The sequence below is a fragment of the Herbiconiux daphne genome (genome assembly GCF_024979295.1).
GTDB lineage: Bacteria > Actinomycetota > Actinomycetes > Actinomycetales > Microbacteriaceae > Herbiconiux > Herbiconiux daphnes.
In genome coordinates, this window is the sequence record NZ_JANLCJ010000007.1 from 77,951 (window position 1) to 102,134 (window position 24,184).

Genomic DNA, 24,184 nt, shown 5'->3' on the forward strand with positions numbered 1-24,184 from the left:
CGCTGAGTCGATGTTCTAGGAGCCACTGTTCACCCGATCCAGTCGTCTCGGGTCAGCCGCCTGGCCGTCGAGCACGCGGAGAAAGTCTGCTCGCAGCGAGTCCAGCGCCGCCGCGGCGGCTTGTGCCCCGTGATCGATTCCCGCGCGGTCGCCGGTGAAATCAAAACTTTTCCAGCCACCGCCATCCGGACCTTCGAACCGAGAGGATGTCGTCCTCAACGGAACCCACGGCGCGAGCGTTGACGAGAGCTTGTCTGATCCTGGGTCCAGCACCGCGATGGGTGATGCGCCGTTTTGAACGCCCAGGATGAGGCCGTGAAGTCGATTGCTGACGATCGCTGCTGAACGTGCGTAGACGTTCTTGACCCTCTCCATCTGACTGGCGTGTGAGTTCTCGCCCCAAAGAAGAGCCTCGACGCTGAGCTCCGCGGCCAGTGAGCTGTGACGCACGTCGTCCCGTTTGACCTGCGAGACGAAAACGGGAACAAGCCCCCGCTCGGACACCTGAATCAGCAGGGCCTTCAGCCCCTCAATGTTCACTTCACGATCGCTTCGTAGCGAGATCGCGACGTACACGCGCTCCTTGCTCCCGACCACGCGGGGGTGACCGAAGGCAAGATCCGGCGCATCGCGAAGAGGCCGACCGATGACAGAGGCCGAGCGGTCATCTCGAACGACGTATAACGAGAATCGTGAGACCACGGCGCGCTCGAGCGCTCGCGCCATTCGTCCACTTCCGCGCAAGGCTCGTCCAACGGCCAGTGCACTTCCCCCGCTCAACCGCACGCCCAGAACGTTGAGGAGATTGACCAAAGACTTGAGCATCGGTTTGGGGCGACTCGCAAAGACCTGAGGTCCTGGCGCAAAGACGATTGATGCGCGGCGGCGAAGGATGTGCCCCCAGAGAAGGCCCTGATACTTGATCGAGCTGCTGATCCATCGGGTGTTCGCCGCGGACTGGAATGCGTTGAGATACGAGGTGGGCATCCCACCGGTGAACGCAACTACCCTGGATCCGCTCTGACCGATCCAGCCCAATGCGGTATCTCTGATCTCGATATCTCCGAGGTTGTCCCACTGGGCGGCCACGCTATAGAAAACCACTCGCTTCTTCGGGTCCAGTCGATTCGCCATCACCGATTTGTTTCCTTCCGCACGACGAACATCGTCAACCTGGTAGAAAGGGCGGCGCTTTGCACGACATACGAGAATGCGAGGCCGAGCGCTGCGCCCGTTGCGCCCCAGAGCAGGGCACCAAGCGCCACCCCAGCGAGACACGTGCAGGTCGTGACGACCGCGACCATCGCCACAAAATGCTTCATGCCGACACCCTGAAGGAGCGAACCCAACAGCGATGCCGAGGAGGCGAAGACGAGTCCGACAGCAGTGATCTGGAGCGCGAGGATCGCGCCCTCGTATTCCGCTCCGAGCAAGACCGGCACACCGAACGGGATGACGATGATCAGCACGGCATACATCACGGCGAATGCCGCTACCGCGAGAGCAACAAGTTTTATCAAGCCTCGTATGTTGCTTGCATCTCTCTTCGACGACGCGGGCAAGAGCACTGAAGCGAGTGACGTAGGCAAGATTCGTAGAGGGCTGGTGAGGCGCGATGCGGCTGCGTAGAAACCGGCCTGCGTCGAACCGGCGAGAACGCTGGTGAGCGCGGTGTCAAGATTTCGCGCCTGGGTGGCCACGGAATTGAGCCAGTACGGCCAAGACTCGCGAATGAGGTATCCAGCTTTCACCGGTTCATAGGGGACGAGCCTCCGTGCAACATACACATGGGCGAACACCCACGACACGACCGCCGCTGAAGCGGATGAAATTCCGAAGGCCAACACCGGATCGATCTGGGTCAGCAGCACCAACAGCACGAACAACCCCAGATTGCCCAAGCGCCGTCCCACGAGGTTTGCCGTATTGATTTTGGCATCCCCGTCAGCGAAAACCACGCCCAGCCACGCATCGGCGTTCCGCTCCGCAGCGGCCCAAATCGCCAATGGCACCAATAAAAAGAATCGGCTGTCGAAGGTAAATCCAAGAGCTACAAAGGCTGCCAACAGCAGAAACGCTAGAAGCAATGACAGGAGGTTGCTGAGCCTCAGGGCGGACGTGACGAAGGGCTGTGACGCGTCCTTCGCTCGCTCTCTGATCACATACGTCGGTATGCCCAGATCAATCGCCGTCTGCACAACGGTCACGACTCCGTAGACGGCGGAGAAGAAGCCGAACTCCGCCGGGGCCACCGTTCTCACGAGCAGAAGCATGGTCAGAGCCTGGATGAGCGCGGCGACGATACGACCAGCGGAGACCCATGCGAATTGTCCACCAACTCGGTAACGACGTGGCGATCTCGGAGTCACGTCGTTCTCCACTTCTGCTCCGGGCGGCCTGACAGGCGAGCGCCCACGAAGTCTCGAACTGCTGACCATAGCTCCTCAATCAAATTACTCAAGTCGAACGTCAGCGTTCTGCAATCACAATAACGGTGGAAATGCAGGGCGACGTCATGGATCAATATGCTCCGTCGCTGCCCAGGACGGCTCGGGCGGTGCGCCAGAGGATCGCAACATCGCCTGTGAGCGACCAGTTCTCGACGTAATAAAGATCAAGGCGAACCGTGTCCTCCCAGGACAGGTTTGAACGTCCGCTCACCTGCCACAGTCCCGTAATGCCGGGCTTCACGAGGAAGCGGCGGTGCACGTGCGATTCGTACTGAGCGACCTCGCGCTCCAGAGGAGGCCGCGGACCGACCAGCGACATGCTGCCACCGAACACATTGAAGAGTTGGGGAAGCTCGTCCAAGCTGTACCGCCGGAGGACTTTACCGACCGGAGTGACTCTCGGATCGTCCTTCATCTTGAACAAGATCGCATTTCCTTCAGCACGGGTTTCGCCGGCCAGCGTCTGCAGCCGTTCCTCCGCGTCGACGACCATGGACCGAAATTTGAGCATGTTGAAATGTTCACCGTTGTAACCGATTCGATCCTGGCGGAACAGGACTGGACCGGGAGTACTCAGCCGAACGATCATGGCGATGCACGCCAGAATCGGCGAGAGAAGAAGTATGCCCAAGCCAGATGCGACAACGTCGAAGAAGCGCTTCGCGAACTTCTTCCCGCCCTCGTAGCGGGGTGTCTCCACATGGATGAGAGGAAGTCCGGCCACCGGCCGGGTGTGAATTCTGGGACCGCCGATATCTACGAGGCTGGGCGCAACAACGAGGTGTTGCCGGCCCGGCTCGAGACTCCAACTCAACTCACGGACGCGCTGCGGCGGCAGTTCATCGGCGCTGGTGATGACGACAGTGTCGGCGCCACTGACCTCGAGAGCGCGGACAACTTTGTCCAGGTTCCCGAAGACGGGTATGTCTGTCCCTTCGAGCACATCCCCTACAAGTGATGTGGGAACACATGCACCGATTACTCGATAGCCCGCCTGTGGCCTGCTGTTCAATTCACGAGCGATATGCGCAACGGAGACCGAAGAACCTACCAGCAGCACCTTCGAGGTGAACGTGCCCTGGGCTCGCTTGACGCCTAACCATTGCCGCCACATCCAGCGAGAAAAAGCGAGCACCGCGAGGCCGAGGGGGAAGGCGATGAGAATGTATCCTCGGGCCAGTTCAATCTGAAAAAGGAAAGCCACGATCGCGACCAGTCCGAAGAGGCGAACTGTCGAGTCCACCAGAAGGCGGAACTCCTGCGTCCCTGTGCCGATCACCCGATAACCGCGGGTTCCGTAGACCTGAAGCATGAGCATCCAGGCGACGAGAATGACTATCGAGATGCCGAAGTAACTGATTGCCAGATCACCAGGACTATCGCGCCACGCGAGACTGGTCGAAGTTAAACCGAACCAGGCGATCTGCACGCCGAAGATCACCCAGATCAGCACCAGCAGATCCGTTACGAAGAGACGGCGCGCAAACGATCGACTCCATGATCGATGTACCGACACCCCGGCCGCAAACGACTCAGACGTCGTCGAACTGCTGACCATATCTCCCCCATCGACAAGCAACCTTTGAGAACGTCAGCGTTCTACGTCAACCATAACGAACGTGTGATTCCCCTAAATAACCGGCATGTAAACATCCGCCCAAAAGTGACGAGGCGCGGCTTCGTTTAGAGCGCCGACCATGAGGCGCCGCCGTCCTGAGAGGTCAGCACAGCCTCGGGCGTCCACGCCCAAAGCCTTAGCCCTACCGACGCCAGTGCCACCGGTTCGGATCCAGGCGCCTGAGACAAGCACGGCTGGTCGACGCCGGCTCCGGCCGTAATCGGCTGCCGGTAGACCCGCACCAGCACCCCGCCTGTGCACAACTCGGCTGCTTCCACGCTGGCAACCACGGAACCGTCCGTCGGGTCCACGCCCGCTGAGCTCATCGGCTCTGTATCGAACGACTGCCAACCGGCCGTTGCGACGTCGTAGGCGAAAAGTCCTTCAGCACATCGTGCGACTAGCCCATTCGGTGCAGTGAAGACCTGAAGGACGGACGAGCACGGGCCCGGCAGGGGTGTTCCCTGGAAACTAATCGTCGCCGCATTTACGGGGTCGACGAACGTCAGTCCAGCCAAGCGATCGGGAACAGCCTCCCAGAACTGACCATTGGTGTATGACGTCAAAGCAGCGAGATCACAGTTCGTGCCTTGTCTGGTAATGATGTCCAGCTGCCCGGCCCCGGCGAACTCCACACCCAAGACCTGTCGCACGACTACATCGCCGAAGGTGACGGGCTGCCAGGTGGAGCCGCCGTCGGTCGTCACCTCTACTAAAGGAGGTGAATCCGAGTCCCCGCAGCCTCCTACCGTCGACCGTATACCGGTTGACTCGTCGGCGAAGAGGAGGAATCGTGAGGGGCCCGCCACAGGCAACGGCGTTGCCGTAGGCGCCGTTGGGGTGGGCGAGGCAGCTGGCATCCGCTCGGACGACCAAGTCGGGACCGGCCCTGGAGTTTGGCCGGCGTCAGGCACGGTCGGGCTTCGCAATGCGAAGACCGCCAGGAGCAAAGAGATCAACGTGAGGGCCACAATCAAGGCGATTGTGATCAATCTGCCGCGCTCAGAGCTCGCAGTCCTTGAGCTCACGTGGTTACAGGTTTCTTTTCACGCTTTTTCGGGGTCTCCGGCTCGCTGTAACCGTAACCGTATCCATATCCGTAGCCATAACGACCGTATCCGTAGGAGTCGGGTCCCTTGGTTGGGAGCATTGTCAAGACCACGCCAGCCAACCGTGCTCCCACGTTCTGCAGGGCGGTGATCGACCCCTTGAGCTGATTCTTATGAGTTCGACCAGCGGCGACCATCAGGATCGCGCCCGATGTGTTGCTTGCAAGAATCGCGGCGTCGGTTACCGGAAGCAACGGCGGGGCGTCAAAGAATACGTAATCGAAAGTGTCCTCAAGCGATTTGATCAGTTGGATCATCGTCTTCGATCCAAGCAACTCGCTGGGGTTCGGCGGAATCTTTCCGGCCGGAAGAACATAGAGGTTGCTAGTACCCCATCGCTGGATCATCTCACCGACCTCAGCGCGGCCCACCAGTACGTCCGTTAGGCCGGCCCCACCTTCGAGACCCAAGTACTCCGTCAACTTCGGCTTACGCAAGTCTGCATCGACGATGATGACCTTGGCACCCGAAGCGGCCGTGACGATTGCCAGGTTGGCGGATGAGGTGCTCTTGCCCTCGCCTGAGATCGAGGACGTGATCACGAAGCTGCGCGCGCTCTGGTCGCCGACACTGAGGAATTGAAGGTTCGTTCTCAGGGTCCTGAACGACTCGGAGCGAGGACTTCGCGGGTCGTCCTGGACGACCAACGGGTGCTCGGGTGTTCTAGCGTCGAACACGATCCCACCGATCAACGTGGCGTCCGTCAGGTTCTCGACGTCGTGTTCATTCCGAATTCTGGTGTCCAGAGCCTCGCGGAGCACGGCAGCTCCGAGGCCTAGAGCCAAGCCGACAACCGCACCCAGACCGATATTCAGTGGAACATTGGGGGATGACGGATTCCTTGGGATCAGCGCCTGCTGCACGACCGTGATCTTGACCGGCGCGACGCCCTCGGCATTTTCGGGCACCAGGTCCGTCACCGTGTTCTGAAAGCTCGATGCGACAGCGTTGGCGATCTCCGCCGACTGTCGAGGGTCCACGTCCGAAACGGTGATCTCCACGATGACTGTGTCGAGCGGCGACGAGGCAGTCACTGATTTAGCGAGTCCTGCGGCATCTGTGTTGAGTCCTAGCGCAGCGATCACGGGCTGCAAAACCACGGGCGCTGTAACGACGTCAGCGTAGGATTTCACCTGGTTCTGAGCAAACGCCCCGCCCTGGGTCAGCTCGCTGACCGATCCTGTCGACTGCACCGAAACGAAGACTTTGCTTGTGGATTCGTATTTCGGCGTCTGCAGAATCGAGAAGGTCGCCGCTAATGCGATCCCGATCAGTGTGAAGGCGAGTATGAAAACCCAGCCCTTACGCAAAACGCGAATGTAGTCACGCAGTTCCACGCGCTTACGCCCTTTCCCCGTTACCGATCGATCACCTCGATGCTGCGACCATGCTCTCACAGGATTATTTCCACCTCGCGACCGCACCCGAGGGCGTCGTCGTTTTGTAACATCTGTCGCGCGGGCCGATGTGCGCCAATCTCCTACGAAACGCGACCTAGCGGGTGGCAGTGACCCCCAACGCCGTGGAGGCCCTGGTTACTCAGGGTTAACAAACGCGAAACCTACGTGGGGGTAGCCTTGAGGACGGTCGCTTGGTTCTAGGGGGGAAGATGCCGGCGAGTTATCTTGCTCTCGAAGTCATGCCGAGCGGCGACGACTTGAACAGTCCGTCCCCGCGATTGCAGGCGAGCGATTCTAATGGACGAATTCCCGGAACGACGTCATCGTCAGATCTAGACAAATGCGTTCAATTTCACGTCGTTCCGGAAAATCAGTCTTCACCTGAGCGAGTTTGGGCGTCACTATGAGTACTCAGCAACTGCGACGACAGACCAGTCGGAGTACCAGAGCCGTTACGGCGGGTGCCTCGGCGAAGAAGTCGTTGCGCCCCGATATTCAGGGGCTTCGCGCTCTCGCCGTCGTCGCCGTGATCTTCGACCATCTCTTCCATTGGCCTTCGGGCGGGTTCGTTGGTGTCGATGTCTTCTTTGTGATCTCCGGATTCCTCATCACCGGCCTGCTGCTGAGAGAACACGACCGATCCGGCACGATTTCGTTCACGGGCTTTTACAAGCGTCGCGTGCGTCGCATCGTCCCGGCGGCAACCGTCACGTTAGCTGTGACCGCCGCGCTGGCGTTTCTCGTTTTCAACCTAGGGCGCGCCACGCAGACGTTCTGGGATGCGGTCTGGTCGTTCTTCTTCCTGGGCAACTGGCACTTCGCGGCAGCAGGAACCGACTACTTCCTCGCGGGAGGCCCGGTCTCGCCTCTGCAGCACTTCTGGTCATTGTCGGTCGAGGAGCAGTTCTACTTCGTGTGGCCCTGGTTGATGCTGCTGATCTTTGTGTTGGGCGGCCGTGCTGCCCGGTGGAACACCAAGACCGCCCATCGCGCGGTGGGTATCGCAATGATCGTCTTCATCGCTGCTTCGTTCATCTGGTCGCTCTGGGAGACTTCGACGAACCCCACCTGGGCCTACTTCTCGACCTTCTCGAGGACCTGGGAGCTAGGAATTGGAGCCCTTTTGGCGGTGTTCGCCACAAGGCTGACCGCTATTCCGTCGTGGGTGCGACCGATTCTGGGTTGGCTTGGATTCTTAGGAATTCTGGCGTCGATCTTCTTCATCAACAGCCTTATGCCATTCCCCGGGCCTTGGGCGGCGGCCCCGGTGCTCGCGACGACGCTCGTCATACTTGCAGGTACAGGCGGAGAGCAGCGTTTCCTCTGGCCGCTGACGAACAGGGTTTCTCGGTACGTAGGCGACATGTCGTACAGCCTGTACTTGTGGCACTTCCCGGTCATCGTGTTGCTTGCATCCGTGATGGCGGCGGGAACGATTGAGTATTTCGGAACCGCGATCGCGGTGATGGGCATCGTCTCTGTGCTCTCCTACCATTTCGTCGAGCGTGCGGTATTGAAGTCCACCTGGCTTCGTGATGTAACGCCCGAAGAGCGGCACCAGATCGCGAAGAAGAAGCGAAATCGCAACCGAACATTGCGTGAATCGAATGTTCCCGTCATGATTGCCGTCGGTTTCATTGCCGCCGGCACTCTCGTGCTTACGACGGTTGCGCTTCTCCCGAAAACCCCGCCGGTGTCGACATCCGCGGTGTCAGTTCAGGCAGAGGCGATCGGGGACGCGTCCGCACCGACCACAGACGAGACAACGCCCGCCACGGCTCTCACCGCCAGCATCGCATCGGCTCTTGCGACCCAGACTTGGCCGACCTTCGACCCCCCAGTTGATGGCACCGTGAATCTTCGAGTCCCGCAGTGGGTCGAGGACGGTTGCCTCAATGTCTCTGACGAGAATGTGGACAGGTGTGTCTATGGAGCCAGCCAGCCCACCAAGACTGCCGTTGTCGTGGGGGACTCTGTGGGGACCAGCTGGCTTCCCGGCCTGATTTCAGGCCTGGAACCTCTTGGGTATCAGATCAGGTCCATGACGAAGGAAAAATGCCCATTCGGGTATGCTCCTGTGACATCCAGCGAGGAGGACACCGGCCCTCTCTATCAAGGTTGCGTAGACCACCACGAGTGGGTTGCTCAGAAGATCGCCGAGCTCAAGCCAGACTTGATCATCATTTCTGACTCCTACTACGGCCTCGACCGTTTGATGAGCCACAGCAGCGGCGAGACTGCTCGCACTGAGTGGTCCGACGGCTTCGGGCAGGCGCTCGACGCACTTCCCACGGACAGCCAGAAGGTAGTGCTCATGTCGCCACCTGGAGCCGGCAACATGACCGAATGTTATACGCCGCTGTCGAAGCCCATGGATTGCGCAGGCAGCCTGCGGTCGACTTGGAGCCTCATACTCGGAGCGGAGTCGTCGGCTTCGGAGCAACGACAGGTTCCATTTGTTGATACGCGTTCGTGGTTCTGCGTCTCTGGAAAGTGCCCTTCATTCGTGGGTACGACTGCCATGTACGCGGACTCGGCACACCTGACCACCAACTACAGTCAGAGCCTCGCCCCGGTCATCGTCAGCAAATTCCAGGAACTGCAACTCGTCGAATAATCGTCGTTCGATCAGTTCTTTGGGCCTTCGAATCAGCCAGTGACCCTGGGGACGCTATCCGATACTTTGCAGCACTCGAGCGGCAATGGCCGCGTGGCCCGCATCATTTATCTGACTTCCATCGGGTATGAGCATGGAGGGGTCAAGCACCGGCGGATCCAGCAGGGACACGTACTCGGCGCCGACCGAAGCGGCGGCCGATTGCACCGCGGCATCGAACTCGACGACCGTTGTCGCAAAGCCACCGGCGGTCGACGGTCCGACGGCGATGATCCGAGCGTTCGGCATCCCCTCCCGGAGGTCTGCGTAGGTCTTGGCGATGGCGGCGCTGACCTTGGTCGGGTTGGTGGCCCACGCGATGAAATCGTTCTGGCCGCCTGCGACAAGCACTATCGAAACATTGGCGGCCTCAGCCGTTCGGACCATCTGGTCGTAGTTAGGGCAGTACTGTTTCCCGCATCCGCTGACATCAGAGGTGGTGACGTAGCCAGTACCGCCTCGACCTACGTTGATCTCGAACCAGCCTTCAGAGGCTGACACGATCGATGTCCACTTCCGTGAATCAGCTGAGGCCCCTGAGCCGGCGACGTATGAGTCCCCGATGAAAATGGCTCTAGGTCGCGTGCTCGTGCGATCTGGAGTCGGCTCAGCGGATAAGTAGGGTGCGGGCGCTGAGTTTGACGCAGCGCCTGCGTCCACTCGCGAGAGATTGACTCCAACGATAATGACCACGCACGCGAGAATGACGGCGAGCGTCGACGCCAGAACCGCCTGTCCCACGCTCGGTCGCGGGAATGGTCTTCGATTCGGCATTGTGATCTCCCCACCCCGGCCAAGTCGATACGGCGCAGCGTGATCCTAACCCGCGCTCCGCCCTTTTCATGAGATGCCCGTGGGCGTGCAGAATATGCGTCAGGGCTTTCCGGCTAGCGGTTGATTCGCACTTCGAGTCGCTTCCGCAGACGGCCGGCAGGCTTTTCGATCACGACATACACGATTTGGGCGACGACCAGAGTCCCGATTAGCGCGACTAAGTCGCCCACAAGAGGTTGTGTGATGACGTTCTCGACGAGGTTCAAGACCAAGCGGTGGAAGAGATAGATCGAGAACGACAGAATTCCCAGCTGCACCACCACACGGCTGTTCAGCACGCGGCCCACGAGGCTGCTCGGCCGCGTGATCACAAACCAGAAGATCGGGATCAAGCAAACGCATTGGATCGTGTCAGCAATACTCAAGCGGAAGGCCTGCGAAGGTACAAGTGCCGAGGCGACGAACACCACCGTGGCGATGGCCGCGACGAGGCCAATGTGCCTGGTCAGCCAGAGGGAGATCCGCGTGGGGCCGATGAATCGGTCCCCCATCGCCGGATTGAAAAGAAGCGCCATTGCTGTTCCGAAGATCAGGCTGTCGATGCGGGTGTCCGTGGAGATGTACAGACGATCGAAGCTCGCACCCGTCAGACCCAGGACGATCCTCCAAACCGGCACCACAAGCGCGATGCCGATCATCGTCCATCCGATGGTCTTGAGAGTTGCCCTCGACTTGAAAAGGACCAACAACACGATGGGCACGATGAGGTAGTAATGCTCCTCCACTGCCAGGGACCAGAATTGCGTGGTGTCCGGAGGCAACCCTTCCCGTCCGGCTATGACGATGTAGTAGTTGGTGTAGTTCAAGACTTCGGCTAGAACACCCCACCCCGTGGTGTCCGCGGCCACGAGCCCCAAAGCGCCGAACACGACTGCAGCAGCGATCGCCAAGTAGGCGGGGGGTAATATGCGTAGCGCCCGGCGAAGGTAGAACTTCGACAGGGACAGCGTGCCGGTCTTCCCGTATTCGCGGCGCAGCAGCGTCGTGATGAGAAAGCCACTGAGGAAGAAGAAGATCGTCACACCGACGTGTCCGGGCCAGAAGCCGGTGCTGATACCAACGGCACCGTGACCTACGAACACCGTCAGGACAGCTATCGCGCGAAGCCCGTCGAGAGACGGAATGGTGAAGACGCCGTGCGTCTGACTACCTGGCGTGGCTGGCACATGACCCCCCGAATGTGTCGAACTTCAGGATAGAGCACCTGTACGGTCGCGGCTCGATCTAAGGCGCACCGGGTGGGAGCCAACACGAAGCGCTCAGCCGATGGCGGCCAGCACACGCTGAGCAATCGCCGCGTGCCCAGAGTCGGTGACATGCCCGCCGTCGACGGTGACCCACGATGGCTCGATCACTGGAGGATCTATCAGCGAGATGTACTCTGCGTTGACTGATGCAGCCGCACTTTGCACAGCTTCGTCGAAAGCGACAACTTCGTTTGAGACTGCGCCCACTGTCGATGGGCCGACGGCGATAATTCGGGCGTCAGGAAATCGCCCGCGAATGTCGCCGTATGTTTTCGATATACCGGCTGTCACGTCGCTTGGACTGGCTGTCCACGCGCCCATGTCGTTCTGCCCACCGGCCACCACAACGATGTCGGGTTGAGATTCCAGTGCGGTCGGAATCATTTCGTCGTAGGTCGGGCAGTACTCCAACCCACAACCATTTATTCCGGAAGTGGTGACATATCCTGTGCCGCCCCGTCCGAGATTGGTCTCGCTCCACCCTTTGGCTTTAGAGACGATCGAAGTCCATCGATTCGCTTCTGACGAGGCACCAGTGCCGTGAGTGTAAGAATCTCCGATGAAGACCACTTTCGTCGAAGCTGTGGGTGCCGACGGCACTTCAGACGCGGAACTGGAGTTTCGTGAGATCGACACACCGAGAAACACGGCCCCAGCGATTGCAACGATCACGAGCGCGGCCGAGAGAACCGCCACCTCGACCGTCCAGGAGGAACCAGGTCGACGGGCCTTTTTCGGCATGGGGCTCCTCGCGAGCGATTGAACGGGTTTCAGCACCTTGCATGCTGAGCCTATGAAACACCGCTGTTGGCCGCTATGTCCCAGTTCGAGGGGACCGTCCTATCCAGAATGGTCGTCAATGCACTCGGCTTTCTCCGACATCAGTTACCCGATACGTCATCAAGGAGCAGAGTCAGCTTTATTGAAGCCCGGCAACCAACGAGCGACGCGTTTCGAGGCGTTACGCGTCGTGTGGGCGCGGGGGCGCATCCTCGGTTATGCTCCCATCTATTAGGGGGAACTACATGACAAAACTCAACGGTGTGTGGCGTTCAGCAGCGATCACGGCAGCAGCCGCACTGGCAATAGGACTGATGGGGGCGGCTCCGGCCGGCGCCACAGAGGTGGGGGCACTCGCGGCACCCGGTGACGTGAGCCCGGGAGCGACGCCGTACTCGGCCTCTCTCACCGGCAGCTACGGTGACCCGGCGACGCCCGCGGGATGGCAGAATCTGCCGGTGTCGACGACGACACTGACGTTCGTGCTTCCCGACGATCTGCGTGGTCTCGGCATCACGGCCGTGTCGGTGCGAACGATCGCCGACTCGGGCAACGTCATCGTGCACAACCAGGCGATCAACGCGGCCACCAACACGCTGCAGGTGGCCATTCCGGCCGGGCGCCTCTCCACGACGGTGAGCCCCACGGCCGACCCGGCCTATGGCGGCGTGCCCTACTTCAGCTACCGCATCACGTTCCTCTCGCCCAGCGGGTCGACCGAATACCGCAAGCTCGAGCTGCAGGGCGTGTTCCGGGTCGTCGACGGTTCGTCGACCACCACGACGAGCACGCTGACGCGCGACAGCGCCACGGCCTACTCCTTCACCTCCGACTACCGGGGTACGAGCGAGCAGTGGGTCACCTCGGGTCAGACCATCGTGGTGCCGGCACCCGCCGGGCGCACCTGGCAGGCGAACGCCTCCGCGGTGCTGACCGACTGGGCCGAGAACGACGTTCCGGTCACGGCCACTCGCGCGGCCAACGGCAGCAGCCTGACGATCGCCATTCCGAGCGGCGCCACATTCGACGCCTACCTCGACGGCCGCAGCTACGTCACCATTGTGGCGACCGCCACCGAGGGTGACGCCCAGCACGTGTCGACCACCGACGTGAGCGTCGACGCCGTGTTCGGCCAGTCGACGAGCATCGCCGGCACGCTGAGCGCACGCGTCTCAGGCTCCGACCGCTACACCGGGGCCATCGCGATGGCCGCAGCGGGTCGCCCGTTCGGCACCGTCAAGACGCTCTACCTCGCCGCCGGCGCCAACTTCCCCGACGCGCTGAGCGCCGGCCCGGTTGCCGCTGCCGACGGATCGACGCTGCTGCTCGTACCGGCGTCGCAGAACGAGGCCGTCGCCCGCCGCATCCACGATCTCGACCCTGAGAGCATCGTCATCGTCGGCGGACCGAACTCCGTCACGCCCGACTGGGTCACGCGCATCCAGCAAGAGACGGATGCCCCGATCACCCGTGTCGGCGGGGCCGACCGCTACGCGGTCTCGCGTCAGCTCGCCACCGACACCTTCGGCACCTCCGGCGCCGACCACGTGTTCATCGCCACCGGCGCCAGCTACCCGGATGCCCTCTCGGCCATCCCCGCCGCTGTCGCCAACGATGCGCCCGTGCTGCTCGTGATCGGCCAGTCCTCCACGCTGGATGCCGCGACCGTCTCGACGCTCGACCAGCTCGGCACCGAGCAGGTCACCATCCTCGGTGGCCCGAACAGTGTCTCGCCCGGCATCCAGACCCAGCTCGAGCAGAAGTACCCGGGTGAGGTCACCCGCCTCGGCGGCGCCGACCGCTACGCCGTGGCTCTGGCCGTGAACGACGAGTTCCGCTCCGACTTCACCCCGGGCGCTGCGTTCCTGGCCTCGGGCGGCGCGTTCGCCGACGCTCTCGCCGGTGGCGTGCTCGCCGCGACGCACGGTTCGCCCCTGCTGCTCAGCCGGCCGGAATGCGTGCCGGCCGACGTCAGCGCGGCCCTGCAGGGCGACGGCCTGACGCACGTGACCCTGCTGGGTGGGCGCAACACGCTCACCCCGGCGGTGGCCACGCTCGCCAGCTGCAACTGAGTCACAACGGAAAGGCCCCGTGCGCATCGATCGGTGCGCACGGGGCCTTTCCCGTTTTCGGCCTGGCTCAGCGCGCGGTGGTGCGGTTGCTGAGCCGGTTGTAAAGCGAGGTGAGCCAGACCGGCGTGGCGAACAGCCAGCCAGCGTGCACGCGAGGGGCGAGGTTGCCGATGCCGAGCGAGACGACCAGGGCGAACGCCGCCACCGCCAGGGGAACCCACCAGCCGGCACCCTGCCACGACGGCGCTCCCAGTGCGACCAGGGCCGAGACCGCGTAGAAGACGATGATGGAATGCACCATATAGATGGGCAGCGTCTTCGTGCCGAGCGATCGCAGCGGCTTGATGCCGCTCAGCATGACGGCCAGCGCGACACCGGCGGCCAGGCCGAGCAGCCGCAGCGCGAAGCCGATCACTGGCGCATCGCCCAGGTGCAGGTAGCCGAGCACGCCGCCGGCGATCACCCAGGCCACGATGATCGCGCCGGCCGACCACCACTTGAGTGCGGAGGCTCGTGCGTTGATCCAGGTGCGCCAGTAGCAGCCGAAGATGAAGAACACGTAGAACATGAACAGGCCGTCCCACGCGCGGTTGTCGAAGTATTCGCCGCCGAACCAGATCAGGGCGAACAGGGCGGCGACGGCCAGCTGGATGCGCGGGTCGACCCGGGCGGTGGCCTTGGCCACCACGAAGAAGATCGCGAGCGCCAGGATGAACCAGCCTCCGAGCGGCCAGATGAAGAAGTGCAGCACGAGATTGAGCCATCCGCTCTCTTCGTTCTGACGCGGGATGAGATTGAACGTTCCCCAGCGGATGAGCACCCAGATGGCGAACACCCACACGAACAGCAGCACCTTCGACCGCAGCATGTCGCGCCAGGGAGCAACGAGCACCCACTTTCCGGCGAACAGCCCCGCCGCCATGAAGAACAGCGGCATGCGCATCGTGCGGAGGAATTCGGTGAGGATGCCCCACACCGGCTCCGACAGCCCGGCCTCGCCCGTGAACTGAATGGCGTGGTGGAACACCACCAGTGCGATCGCCAGCCCTCGCGCGGCATCCGGCCACGGGATGCGCTCCGACAGAGTGCGGGGTGCGGAGGCGCTCGCAGCGGTGTCACTCATGGGCAGGTCCAATCTGTCGGGCACGCGATGGACAGTCGTCACAAGCAGAGATGCTGAACACAGTATGCACCGGCTGCAGGATGTCGCCAGGCCCCGATCTCGCCGGGCCGAAATGCACCCGCGCGTTAAACGGCTCAGGGCGGTTCCCGAAGGAACCGCCCTGAAAGACCCGCTAGGGGTTCAGTGTCACGTGCTGTGCTCGAAGATGCGATCGAGAGCTTCGAGTTCGGAGTGGATGCGGCGACGCATCCGGCGAACGAATTCGACCATGAACTCACCTTTTCTGAAATTCGGATCTGGGTGCGCCTGGATGCAGCACACCGGTAGACCCCGAGCGGGGCTCACCGAAATGAGCGCCCACTCGGGGGCGAACAAACACGAGTGCTTGTTCAGATGCCGCCGCGTCGGGTGGGGGCCTGCGCGACGACTTCCTTGAGGTTATGCCGTTCCGGGCCCCGGCGACACGCGCAAACCGGCCCTTGCGGTGATCGTTGCGGGTTTCTCGAAGGCTTGCGGTTTACCGCATACATCTACCGGTTTCTGCGAAGACGGCGTGTCGTGACTTGCGCGACATCCCGCGCCGTGGAAAGACCCCCCGTTCGGGGCATGGTGTAATTGCTTCTGCCATGATTTTCGCGTCAACACCGTCGGATCCTCGACCGTGGTTCCACCGACAGCCGTTCGCGCATTCCCCGAGGCGGCAGTGCAGCCACCCGGGCTGTGTCGTCGTCTACGCACCCCGCCCCACGGTGCGCAAGCGAGCCCACGAGCCGAACCCCATCCTGCTCGAAGCGCGCTGGAGCGACTGGTCGATCGAGCAGTGGGAATCGTTCTTCGATCACGACGACTCGCGCATTCGCTACCCCGACGACGCCCAGCGTGGTCACGCCCGCTCGGTGCTCGCGCGCCTCAAGGCCGTCTACCGCGATCGGCCGTCGGGCCGTCAGTAGGCGCCGTCGCGCCCCAGCACCGCACGGGCGGTCTTGAACAGAATGACCAGGTCGCTCGTGAGCGACCAGTTCTCGACGTAGTAGAGGTCGAGGCGCACCGTGTCGTCCCACGACAGATTCGATCGCCCGCTCACCTGCCAGAGGCCCGTGATGCCCGGCTTCACGAGGAACCGGCGGTGCACGTGCTTCTCGTACTGCTCGACTTCACGAGGCAGCGGCGGGCGCGGCCCCACCAGTGACATCGAGCCCGCGAACACGTTGAACAGCTGGGGCAGCTCGTCGAGGCTGTAACGCCGCAAGAACCGGCCGACCGGGGTGATGCGCGGGTCGTCGCGCATCTTGAACATCACGGCGTTGCCCCGGTCGTGCTGCTCCAGCTGCAGATCGATCAGTCGCTGCTCGGCGTCGATCACCATCGACCGGAACTTCAGCATCTCGAACCGCTCGCCCTTCAGCCCGATGCGCTCCTGCCGGAACAGCACGGGACCGGCGCTGCTGAGCCGCACGGTGATGGCGATCACCAGCAGGAACGGCGAGATGACGGCGATGCCGAGCCCCGACGCGAGCACGTCGAAGCTGCGCTTCATGAAACGCGTGCCGCCCTCGTAGCGCGGAGTCTCGATGTGGATGAGGGGCAAGCCCGCGACAGGCCGGGTGTGCACCCGGGGGCCGCCGATGTCGACCAGGCTCGGTGCCACCACCAGGTGCTGGCGGCCGGGCTCGAGGCCCCAGCTCAACTGGCGCACTCGCTCGGGCGGCAGCTCGTCGGCACTTGTGATGACGACCGTGTCGGCGCCGTAGGCCATCATCGCCTGCTGCACCATGTCGAAGTTGCCGAACAGCGGGATGTCGGTGCCCGCCACGGTGTCGCCGCTCACGCTCGACGGCACACACGCACCCACCACGAGGTAACCCGCCTGGGGCTGACGCCCGAGCTCGTGGGCGATGTGCGCCACCGACGATCGCGAACCGACGAGTAGCACCCGCGAGGTGTACTCGCCGCGCGACCGCCGGGTGGCCAGCCACTGCCGCCACATCCAGCGCGAGAAGATGAGCACGGCGAGACCGAGCGGCAGCGCGATGAGGATGTAGCCGCGCGCGAAGCTGACCTGAAAGAGGAACGCGACGATCGCCACCACGCCGAACAACCGCATGGCGCCGTCGATGATGAGCCGGTATTCCTGGGCGCCCGTGCCCACCACGCGGTAACCGCGGGTGCCGTAGACGCCGAGCACCACCATCCAGCCCACCAGCAGGATCACCGAGATGGCGGTGTAGTTGAGCGCGAGCATCGGGGCGTCGCGCACGGCCACCGTGGCGGCATCCACGCCGAACCAGGCGATCTGCACCCCGAAGATGACCCAGGCGAGAATCAAGAAGTCGGTCACCAGAAGCCGGCGGGCATAGCTCACGCGCCAATCGGCGGAGGCAACGCGGTTGCCTACCGTTGACTGCCGCTTGCTCTCAGTCACCATTGCTCACCCGGTTTCAGAGCCCGGAGTCACCGGCGCTCTTCGCATCAGCCCTCAGTGAAACACACTTTGCAGCAGAGGTGGTCACCCCGTTTGGGGGGCACCTCCGGGGCCGATGGTCGCGTTGAACGCGGCGAGCATCAGTTCGTCGGCCTCGTCGCGCCGCGGCTTGAGCGCGTGGTCGGCGCCGTCGAGGATGACCGCCTGGGCCTCGAGGCCCTCGGCCTGCCAGGCGGCGGCGGTCTCTTGCGACCACTCGGGCAACGCGGTGTCGTCGGCCCCGCCGTGAATGAGCAGCAGGGGCTCGGTGGCCCGGTCGAAGAAGGTGCGGGGCGAGACATCCGCCCAGTATTCGGGGTCTTGGGTGGGGCCGGCGGTGGTCTCGGTGACGTCGGCTCCGGATGCCTCGTAGCCCTCGATCACCTCACCGAACGACGACGTGGCTGCCGACAGCGCCACCACCATGTCAGACGAACCGGGCGCGATCACCGCGGCGTCGAGCGCGAGCAGGCCGCCGAGACTGTGACCGACCAAACCGATGCGGTCGGGGTCGACCTCGGGCACCTGCCCGCTGCGCAGCACCGCGAGAGCGTTGACCACGTCGAGTGCCATGCCCCAGTCGAGCACGGTGGGCCAGCCGAAGCCGGGGTCGACCGTGAGGTTGTCTTCGGAGTCGGCCGGGTCTGACGAGCCGTAGCCGCGCAGGTCGGTGGCGAGCACGGCGTAGCCGTTGGCCACGAGCACCCTCTGCTCCGACTCGAGGTCGCCGCCGGTGTCGTAGCGCTCGGGGTCGACACTGCCGTGCACCACCACGACGCCGGGGAACGGGCCCTCGCCCGCCGGCACCCGCAGCACGCCCGAGATGGTGAGTCCGCCGCTGTCGTAGGTGACGGCCGTCGAGGTCACGCCGTCGGTGGCGTCGAGCACCTCCCCCATGGTGAGCGTGGGCTGCTCTGGCGCGGAGTCGATGATGGTGCGCAAAGTGGAGGTGTCGGTCACGGGCTTCTCCGTCGGCACGGTCAGCGTGGGCTCGGGGGTTTCGGCCGGCGCCGGAGTGCAGCCGGCGAGACCGGCGAGCAGGGCGACCAGCACGGCCCCCACCGCGAGTTGGCGCGGGCGTCGGGATGTTTCCGCGGGGCTGGGCATACCGGCAAGCGTATGTCGACGGCACCCTGAATAGACCGGCACTCTGCGCGGAATCCCAGCTGGTTGCCGCGCAATTCACCACATCGAAGGCTGATCGTTACATGCGCGATTTGTGGCGAAGCCGTTTCGACATATGCTGTTCCTGGGGGAAGGCTATGACGAGCCTTAAGTTTTGTCGTCCCTGCAGCCAGTAACTGATGCCCGAGACCCGACAAACTGGAATTGATACACATGACGAAAAAAATCTCTGCGCACCCGTTCTCGACCGTTCGGAGCCGCGTAGTCGCGGTTGCCGCCGCGTCGCTGATGGCTGCGACAGCCGTAATCGCCGTGCCGAGCATGGCCTCTGCCGATGTCACCGACGACTCCGGCTCGGTCACCGCTCTCGCGGGCCCGACCACCGCTGACATCGTCATCGGTGCGCGCATCGCCTACCAGCGGGTTCCCGCCGGCGAAGCCGACCTCAACAATCCGGAGTACCTCGAGGGCGTGGCCTTCGAGCTCTACACCCCGACGGCCGACGGCCCGGGCGAGCCCACGGGTCTCACCTGCGCCATTCCGGCCGGTGCGGTCGACTGCACCATCACGGTTCCGGATGTCGGCACCGGTGGCGCCAACGAAGGCGCCCAGTACTACGTGGTGCAGACCTCGGCCGGTGCCTCGGCCTACCCCATCGACATCCTGATGACGGGCACCGCTTCGCGGCCCGACAACCTGCGCTACTACCCGGGCGTCACCCCTCCGGTGACCGCGAACGCGACCATCGCGTTCCCGACCCCGGGTGAAGGCCAGCTGACCAACTCCGGCGTCATCGCCTCGGGGCTCGACAACCCGTCGATCGTGCCGCTGTGCACCACCGGCTCGCTGTCGCTCGCCGTGCAGATGGACATCTCCGGCTCGGTCGACGGCGAGCAGCGCATGCAGTACCGCGACGCTCTGCAGCAGATGGTCGCCCAGCTCGCCGGCAGCCGTGTCGACCTCTACCTGACGACGTTCGGTTCGACCTCACCGGTCGACGGTCGCGCCAGCGGCCCCTGGGCGCTCGACAACGAGGATGACGTCGCCGCAGTGCTCGACGACATCAGCGACTTCACCGAGGCCGTGCCCGGCGACACGCAGCAGACCAACTGGGATCTCGCGCTCCGCCGCATCGCCGACGCCCCGCAGAACTTCGACGCTCTGCTGATGCTGACCGACGGCGCACCCAACCAGGTGAGCAACGCGGCCGGCGACGGCGGCGAATACGTCTCGGGCTCCGAGGTCACCATCGCCTCGGTCGAGCAGGCCGTCTTCTCGGCCAACGCCGTGAAGGCCAAGGGCACCCGCGTGATCGCCATGGGCATCGGCAACGGTGTCTCGGGTGACGTCTACCACAACCTCGCCGCCATCTCCGGTCCGGTCGCCGAGAGCGACTACTACCAGGGCGAGTGGGAGACCCTCACCGAAGACCTGAAGAACGTGATCACCCCGCTGGTCTGCAGCACCCCGGTCACCCTCGAGAAGTACGTGGTCGACCCCACCACCGGTGAGCCCGCTCTCGCCGACGGCTGGAGCTTCGGTGCCGAGGTCAGCGACGTGTCGGCCGGAACCGCCACCCTCTACGGCGACTCGCCGCAGGTGACCGGCTCGGGTGACAACTCGACCGGTGAGGCGACCTGGAACGTCATCTTCGACGACGTGGCCGCCACCGCCACGCTGACCCTCACCGAGACCGGCCAGCCCGGCTACTCGCTGGTGGGCGTCGACTACGAGATCACCCACGAAGACGGAACGTCGACCACGGGCACCAGCACCGACCCGGCACTCGTGCTCACGGGCCTCGCACCGACCGACAGCGTCGACGTGGCCTACACGAACGCGGTCGACCCGTCGGCAGCCACCTTCCAGGTGCGCAAGGTGATCACCGGCTCCGGGGCATCCCTGGTTCCCTCCACCACGCCGTTCAGCTTCACCTACTCGGTGAACGGAACGCCGGCTGCAGCCCCGCTCGTGGTCTACCCGAACGGCACCGCCGTCGACGGCCCCGTGCTCGCACCCGGTGACGTCGTGACGATCACCGAGAGCAGCTCGCTCCCGGCCGTCTCGGGTGTCGCGTGGGGCGATCTGCCTGCCGCGCAGACCATCACGCTCGACGCGAGCACGGTGGGTGTGGTGACGTTCACCAACACGGCGACCAGCTTGACCCCGGCCAACACCGGCGGCAACGGGGGCAGCCTCGCAGCCACCGGCGCCGACCTCTCGAGCGTGCCGCCGTTCGCTGGAGCGGGAGTGCTCGTGCTTCTGGCCGGCGTGCTGACCCTGGTCATCACCCGCCGTCGGGAGCAGACCGCAAACCGCAACAGCTGACCGACACGGCAGCGAACAACCGGCGGGGGTGACGCATGACACAGCAACGCAAAGTCGGCGTCATCCTCGGGTTCGGTTTCAGCCCTGAGACGTGGCGCCTGCGCTACGCCAAGGGCGAAGTGGCCGATGAAACCCCTTACGCCTACCATCTGGCAGAGGAGTGGTTCGCCCTCGAGTGGTCGACAGACCGCGTCGAGGGCCACCTCTCCCGCTGGTGGCGCATGTCGGTGAAGAGGTTCGTCGGCTTCGACTTCGTGCACGTCTGGCGCAACCGCCACGTGATCAAACGGGTCGACGCCGTCTGGACCCACACCGAGCGCGAGCACCTCGCCGTCGCCCTCATCAAGGCCCTCGCTCCGCGACGCTACCGGGCCGTGAGCATCGCCCAGTCGGTGTGGCTCTGGGACCTGTGGCCCGGCATCTCGGGCCTGCGCGCCCGGGTGTTCCGGTCGCTGCTGCGCCGGCACGCCGTGGAGCTGGTGCTGAGCCGGGTGAACCGCGACGACTCGCGTCGCCTGGTTCCCGGCCGAAAGGTTCTGCGCCTTCCGTTCGGCTCGCGATTCGCGACGCCGGCACCGACGGATGCCGCGCTGCCCACTCCCCCGCGGGTGCTGGTGGTCGGCAACGACCGCCACCGCGACTGGGACCTGCTGCTCGAAGTCACCCGTCTCGTTCCCGAGGCCGACTTCGACATCATCTCGCTGGCCAGCACCGTGCGCGAGCGCACCTGGCCGAGCAACGTGCACGTGCGCTCGAGCCCACAGCGGCTCGTGCTCGAGGCCTATGCGTCGTCGTCGATCGCGGCTCTGCCGCTGCGCGACAACCACCACGCCTCGGGCTGCACCGTGGCCATCGAGGCCATCTCCGCCGGCATCCCGCTCATCGTCAGCGACGCCGGCGGCATCGACGAATACGTCACCGACGCGGATGCCGCCCTGGTGCCCGTGGGTGACGCCCAAGCCTTCGCCACCGCACTCCGTGCCCGGCTCGCGCGCAACACGCGCGCCGAGGGCGGGCTCGCGGTCGCGACATCCCGAGGTCTCGCCGAGAACGACTACATCACCCGACTCGCGCTGCTCACCCTGGCAGTGCTCGATCACGAAGAAATCGACGGCGCCGTCGAAGCCTTCCGCTCTCCCCCATCACCCACCCTGGTGACCGAGAACAAGGAGGCCGCGGCATGAACACACTCGAACTGATGCTCGGGGCTCAGCGCGCGCGCGATTTCGCTTTCAGCAAGCTGGCCGCATCGGGCTTCGCCCGGTTCGGCAAGAACTCGCGCATCCTGCTGCCCACCCGCCTGAGCGGAACCCAGCACATGAGCATCGGCGACCGGGTGCTGATCGGCGCCCAGTCGTGGCTCATCGTGCCCGAGCAGCACTCCCCCGGGCCCAACCTGATTCTGCACGACCGCGTGCGCATGAATCAGACCTCGATCTCAGCCGTCTCGCACGTCGAGATCGAAGAGGCCGTGGCCATGGCCCGGGGCTGTTACATCTCCGACCACTCCCACGGCTTCAGCGACCTCGACCTGCCGGTGCGCGACCAGCCCATCGACAGGGTGGCGCCCGTCGTCATCCGCCGCGGGGCGTGGCTCGGGCAGAACGTCGTGGTGCTGCCGGGGGTCACGATCGGCCGGGGGGCCGTGATCGGAGCGAACAGCGTCGTGCGCGATGACGTGCCCGACCACACGGTGGCTGCGGGAGTGCCCGCACGAGTCATCCGGGAGCTGGCATGACTCTCGCCGAACCCAACCCCATGACCCCGGGCGGCCCAGCTGTGAACCCCAAGGACTTCGTCTTCACGTTCTCCTACGAATCGTTCGCCGACGCGCAGAAGCGCGGCATGATGCGGCCGCCCGACCGGCTCGTCGCCATGCTGATGCAGTCACCCGAGGTGCGCCGGCTCGTCGTGGCCGACCCCTACCGGTCGTGGGCCACGAACTGGGCGCGATTCCTGATCGACTTCCGTTACCGTCCGCGCGACTCCGAGAAGATGCAGCACGTGAGCCCGATGCGGTTCGCGCGCGCCGACCCGACCGACCTGCAGGCCATCGAGCGCGTCTACCGCGCCTATGAGCACAAGCTCGAGAACGCGGCATCAGCGGCCGGTCTCGTCACGCCCGCCATCGTCACGGCCAACCCGCTTGTGGGCGGCTTCACCTCGCTCGACTGGGCCGGCCCCGCGCTCTACTACGCCCGCGACGACTGGCTGAGCTCGCCGGCGCGCCGGCGCTACTGGCCGGCCTATCAAGAGGCCTACCGCCGCATCTCCGAGAGCGGCCGGGCCGTGGCCGCGGTGTCGCAGGAGATCATCGACCGCATCGAGCCCCGCGGCCCGCATCGCGTGGTGCCGAACGGCATCGAGGTGCAGGAGTGGGAGGGCGAACTGCCCGAGCCGCCCGAGTGGTTCGGCCGCATTCCCGGGCCGCGCGCCACCTACGTGGGCACGCTCGACTCGCGCCTCGACATCGACGGGCTCACCGCGCTCGCGCGCGCGAAACCCGAACTGCACATCGTGCTGGTGGGCCCGGCGCCGAGTGCGCACTACATCGCTGAGCTCAAAGACCTGCCCAACGTGCACATCCGCGGCAAAGTCGGCCGACGCGAAGTCGTCGCCGTGCTGCGCAACAGCGAGCTGACACTGCTCGCCCACCGACGCACACCCTTGACCGAGGCGATGAGCCCGCTCAAGGTGTACGAATACCTGGCAGCCGGCAAGCCCGTGCTCGCCACCGATCTGCGTCCCGTGCGCGGATTGGGAGACCATGTCCATCTCGCAGACACGGTCTCGGACTTCATCGATCTCGTCGACCCCGCGCTGGCGCAGGGACCTCTCACCGAAACCCAACGGCAGGAGTTCCTCAAGGCCAACGCGTGGTCGAGACGACACGAGGAGATACTCGCACTGCTGTGGGGAATTTAGCGCCCGCCTCCCGACGGGCACTAGAAAGAGGAGAACACAATGATTCCGAGTGGCAA

19 protein-coding genes are annotated in these 24,184 nt (G+C 64.0%); 9 read left to right on the top strand and 10 right to left on the bottom strand.

The genetic code is table 11. The features are described 5' to 3' along the window. Positions 1-15 precede the first annotated feature (15 nt). From N1032_RS17670 to N1032_RS17680, 3 genes are all read right to left on the bottom strand, one after another. A complete protein-coding gene (locus N1032_RS17670) occupies positions 16-1,134 on the bottom strand; it encodes a polysaccharide pyruvyl transferase family protein (protein WP_259540518.1) in 1,119 nt (372 codons plus the stop codon). Beyond that, positions 1,134-2,381 (bottom strand): lipopolysaccharide biosynthesis protein, encoded by a 1,248-nt coding sequence (locus N1032_RS17675; RefSeq protein ID WP_259540519.1) that lies wholly within the window; start codon positions 2,379-2,381, stop codon positions 1,134-1,136. The genes N1032_RS17670 and N1032_RS17675 overlap by 1 nt, the downstream gene beginning before the upstream one ends. A gap of 139 nt (positions 2,382-2,520) precedes the next feature. Further along, entirely contained in the window at positions 2,521-4,008 is a 1,488-nt protein-coding gene (locus N1032_RS17680) for a sugar transferase (protein ID WP_259540520.1), read from the bottom strand. Positions 4,009-4,658: 650 nt separating this feature from the next. Between N1032_RS17680 and N1032_RS17685 the strand changes: the two genes are divergently transcribed. Then, entirely contained in the window at positions 4,659-4,784 is a 126-nt protein-coding gene (locus N1032_RS17685) for a hypothetical protein (RefSeq protein WP_259540521.1), read from the top strand. 308 nt (positions 4,785-5,092) lie between these two features. On the opposite strand, the gene N1032_RS17690 is transcribed toward N1032_RS17685, so the two are convergent. Beyond that, positions 5,093-6,514: a polysaccharide biosynthesis tyrosine autokinase gene (locus N1032_RS17690; RefSeq protein WP_259540522.1), complete on the bottom strand. Its 1,422-nt coding sequence runs from the start codon at positions 6,512-6,514 to the stop codon at positions 5,093-5,095. 466 nt (positions 6,515-6,980) lie between these two features. Between N1032_RS17690 and N1032_RS17695 the strand changes: the two genes are divergently transcribed. Further along, the gene (locus N1032_RS17695; RefSeq protein ID WP_259540523.1) at positions 6,981-9,194 is read left to right on the top strand and encodes an acyltransferase family protein; all 2,214 of its coding nucleotides are present in this window, start codon (positions 6,981-6,983) and stop codon (positions 9,192-9,194) included. A gap of 54 nt (positions 9,195-9,248) precedes the next feature. On the opposite strand, the gene N1032_RS17700 is transcribed toward N1032_RS17695, so the two are convergent. The 3 genes from N1032_RS17700 to N1032_RS17710 all read right to left on the bottom strand — a co-directional run bounded on the left by N1032_RS17700 (position 9,249) and on the right by N1032_RS17710 (position 12,055). Continuing rightward, complete coding sequence (locus tag N1032_RS17700) at positions 9,249-10,007, bottom strand: SGNH/GDSL hydrolase family protein (RefSeq protein ID WP_259540524.1); 759 nt, start codon at positions 10,005-10,007, stop codon at positions 9,249-9,251. Positions 10,008-10,120: 113 nt separating this feature from the next. Then, on the bottom strand, positions 10,121-11,233 hold the full coding sequence (locus N1032_RS17705; protein WP_259540525.1) for an acyltransferase family protein: 1,113 nt from the start codon (positions 11,231-11,233) through the stop codon (positions 10,121-10,123). A gap of 93 nt (positions 11,234-11,326) precedes the next feature. After that, on the bottom strand, positions 11,327-12,055 hold the full coding sequence (locus tag N1032_RS17710) for an SGNH/GDSL hydrolase family protein (RefSeq protein ID WP_259540526.1): 729 nt from the start codon (positions 12,053-12,055) through the stop codon (positions 11,327-11,329). A 284-nt stretch (positions 12,056-12,339) separates the two neighbouring features. On the opposite strand from N1032_RS17710, the gene N1032_RS17715 reads away from it, so the two are divergent. Then, on the top strand, positions 12,340-14,166 hold the full coding sequence (locus N1032_RS17715) for a cell wall-binding repeat-containing protein (protein ID WP_259540527.1): 1,827 nt from the start codon (positions 12,340-12,342) through the stop codon (positions 14,164-14,166). Positions 14,167-14,233: 67 nt separating this feature from the next. Here the strand turns inward: N1032_RS17715 and N1032_RS17720 are convergent, their stop codons facing one another. After that, complete coding sequence (locus N1032_RS17720) at positions 14,234-15,289, bottom strand: acyltransferase family protein (protein WP_259540528.1); 1,056 nt, start codon at positions 15,287-15,289, stop codon at positions 14,234-14,236. A gap of 195 nt (positions 15,290-15,484) precedes the next feature. On the opposite strand from N1032_RS17720, the gene N1032_RS17725 reads away from it, so the two are divergent. Beyond that, a complete protein-coding gene (locus tag N1032_RS17725; protein ID WP_259540529.1) occupies positions 15,485-15,616 on the top strand; it encodes a hypothetical protein in 132 nt (43 codons plus the stop codon). A gap of 299 nt (positions 15,617-15,915) precedes the next feature. Next, positions 15,916-16,239 (top strand): hypothetical protein, encoded by a 324-nt coding sequence (locus N1032_RS17730; protein ID WP_259540530.1) that lies wholly within the window; start codon positions 15,916-15,918, stop codon positions 16,237-16,239. On the opposite strand, the gene N1032_RS17735 is transcribed toward N1032_RS17730, so the two are convergent. Together N1032_RS17735 and N1032_RS17740 are read right to left on the bottom strand one after the other, a co-directional pair. Next, complete coding sequence (locus N1032_RS17735; RefSeq protein ID WP_310795963.1) at positions 16,233-17,651, bottom strand: sugar transferase; 1,419 nt, start codon at positions 17,649-17,651, stop codon at positions 16,233-16,235. The two genes, N1032_RS17730 and N1032_RS17735, sit on opposite strands and share 7 nt — an antisense overlap. Before the next feature lie 144 nt (positions 17,652-17,795). Continuing rightward, positions 17,796-18,857, bottom strand: a complete 1,062-nt coding sequence (locus N1032_RS17740; protein ID WP_259540532.1) for an alpha/beta hydrolase family protein — start codon at positions 18,855-18,857, stop codon at positions 17,796-17,798. A gap of 231 nt (positions 18,858-19,088) precedes the next feature. Here N1032_RS17740 and N1032_RS17745 point away from each other — a divergent pair, with 231 nt between their 5' ends. The 4 genes from N1032_RS17745 to N1032_RS17760 are packed head-to-tail and all read left to right on the top strand — an operon-like array spanning position 19,089 to position 24,128. Next, positions 19,089-21,203 (top strand): VWA domain-containing protein, encoded by a 2,115-nt coding sequence (locus tag N1032_RS17745; protein WP_259540533.1) that lies wholly within the window; start codon positions 19,089-19,091, stop codon positions 21,201-21,203. Positions 21,204-21,238: 35 nt separating this feature from the next. Further along, positions 21,239-22,387 carry a glycosyltransferase gene (locus tag N1032_RS17750; protein WP_259540534.1) on the top strand — a complete coding sequence of 383 codons (1,149 nt, stop codon included), beginning with the start codon at positions 21,239-21,241 and terminating at the stop codon, positions 22,385-22,387. Then, complete coding sequence (locus tag N1032_RS17755; protein WP_259540535.1) at positions 22,384-22,941, top strand: acyltransferase; 558 nt, start codon at positions 22,384-22,386, stop codon at positions 22,939-22,941. Before N1032_RS17750 ends, N1032_RS17755 begins: the two co-directional genes overlap by 4 nt. Further along, positions 22,938-24,128 (top strand): glycosyltransferase, encoded by a 1,191-nt coding sequence (locus tag N1032_RS17760; protein ID WP_259540536.1) that lies wholly within the window; start codon positions 22,938-22,940, stop codon positions 24,126-24,128. The genes N1032_RS17755 and N1032_RS17760 overlap by 4 nt, the downstream gene beginning before the upstream one ends. The last annotated feature ends 56 nt before the right edge of the window (positions 24,129-24,184 follow it).

Bases quoted from the DNA above. Each gene is read 5' to 3' on its own strand.
- N1032_RS17740 (WP_259540532.1), bottom strand. From the start codon at position 18,857: ATGCCCAGCCCCGCGGAAACATCCCGACGCCCGCGCCAACTCGCGGTG.
- N1032_RS17760 (WP_259540536.1), top strand. From the start codon at position 22,938: ATGACTCTCGCCGAACCCAACCCCATGACCCCGGGCGGCCCAGCTGTG.
- N1032_RS17680 (WP_259540520.1), bottom strand. From the start codon at position 4,008: ATGGTCAGCAGTTCGACGACGTCTGAGTCGTTTGCGGCCGGGGTGTCG.
- N1032_RS17715 (WP_259540527.1), top strand. From the start codon at position 12,340: ATGACAAAACTCAACGGTGTGTGGCGTTCAGCAGCGATCACGGCAGCA.
- N1032_RS17720 (WP_259540528.1), bottom strand. From the start codon at position 15,289: ATGAGTGACACCGCTGCGAGCGCCTCCGCACCCCGCACTCTGTCGGAG.
- N1032_RS17710 (WP_259540526.1), bottom strand. From the start codon at position 12,055: ATGCCGAAAAAGGCCCGTCGACCTGGTTCCTCCTGGACGGTCGAGGTG.
- N1032_RS17755 (WP_259540535.1), top strand. From the start codon at position 22,384: ATGAACACACTCGAACTGATGCTCGGGGCTCAGCGCGCGCGCGATTTC.
- N1032_RS17750 (WP_259540534.1), top strand. From the start codon at position 21,239: ATGACACAGCAACGCAAAGTCGGCGTCATCCTCGGGTTCGGTTTCAGC.
- N1032_RS17695 (WP_259540523.1), top strand. From the start codon at position 6,981: ATGAGTACTCAGCAACTGCGACGACAGACCAGTCGGAGTACCAGAGCC.
- N1032_RS17700 (WP_259540524.1), bottom strand. From the start codon at position 10,007: ATGCCGAATCGAAGACCATTCCCGCGACCGAGCGTGGGACAGGCGGTT.
- N1032_RS17670 (WP_259540518.1), bottom strand. From the start codon at position 1,134: ATGGCGAATCGACTGGACCCGAAGAAGCGAGTGGTTTTCTATAGCGTG.
- N1032_RS17745 (WP_259540533.1), top strand. From the start codon at position 19,089: ATGACGAAAAAAATCTCTGCGCACCCGTTCTCGACCGTTCGGAGCCGC.
- N1032_RS17730 (WP_259540530.1), top strand. From the start codon at position 15,916: ATGATTTTCGCGTCAACACCGTCGGATCCTCGACCGTGGTTCCACCGA.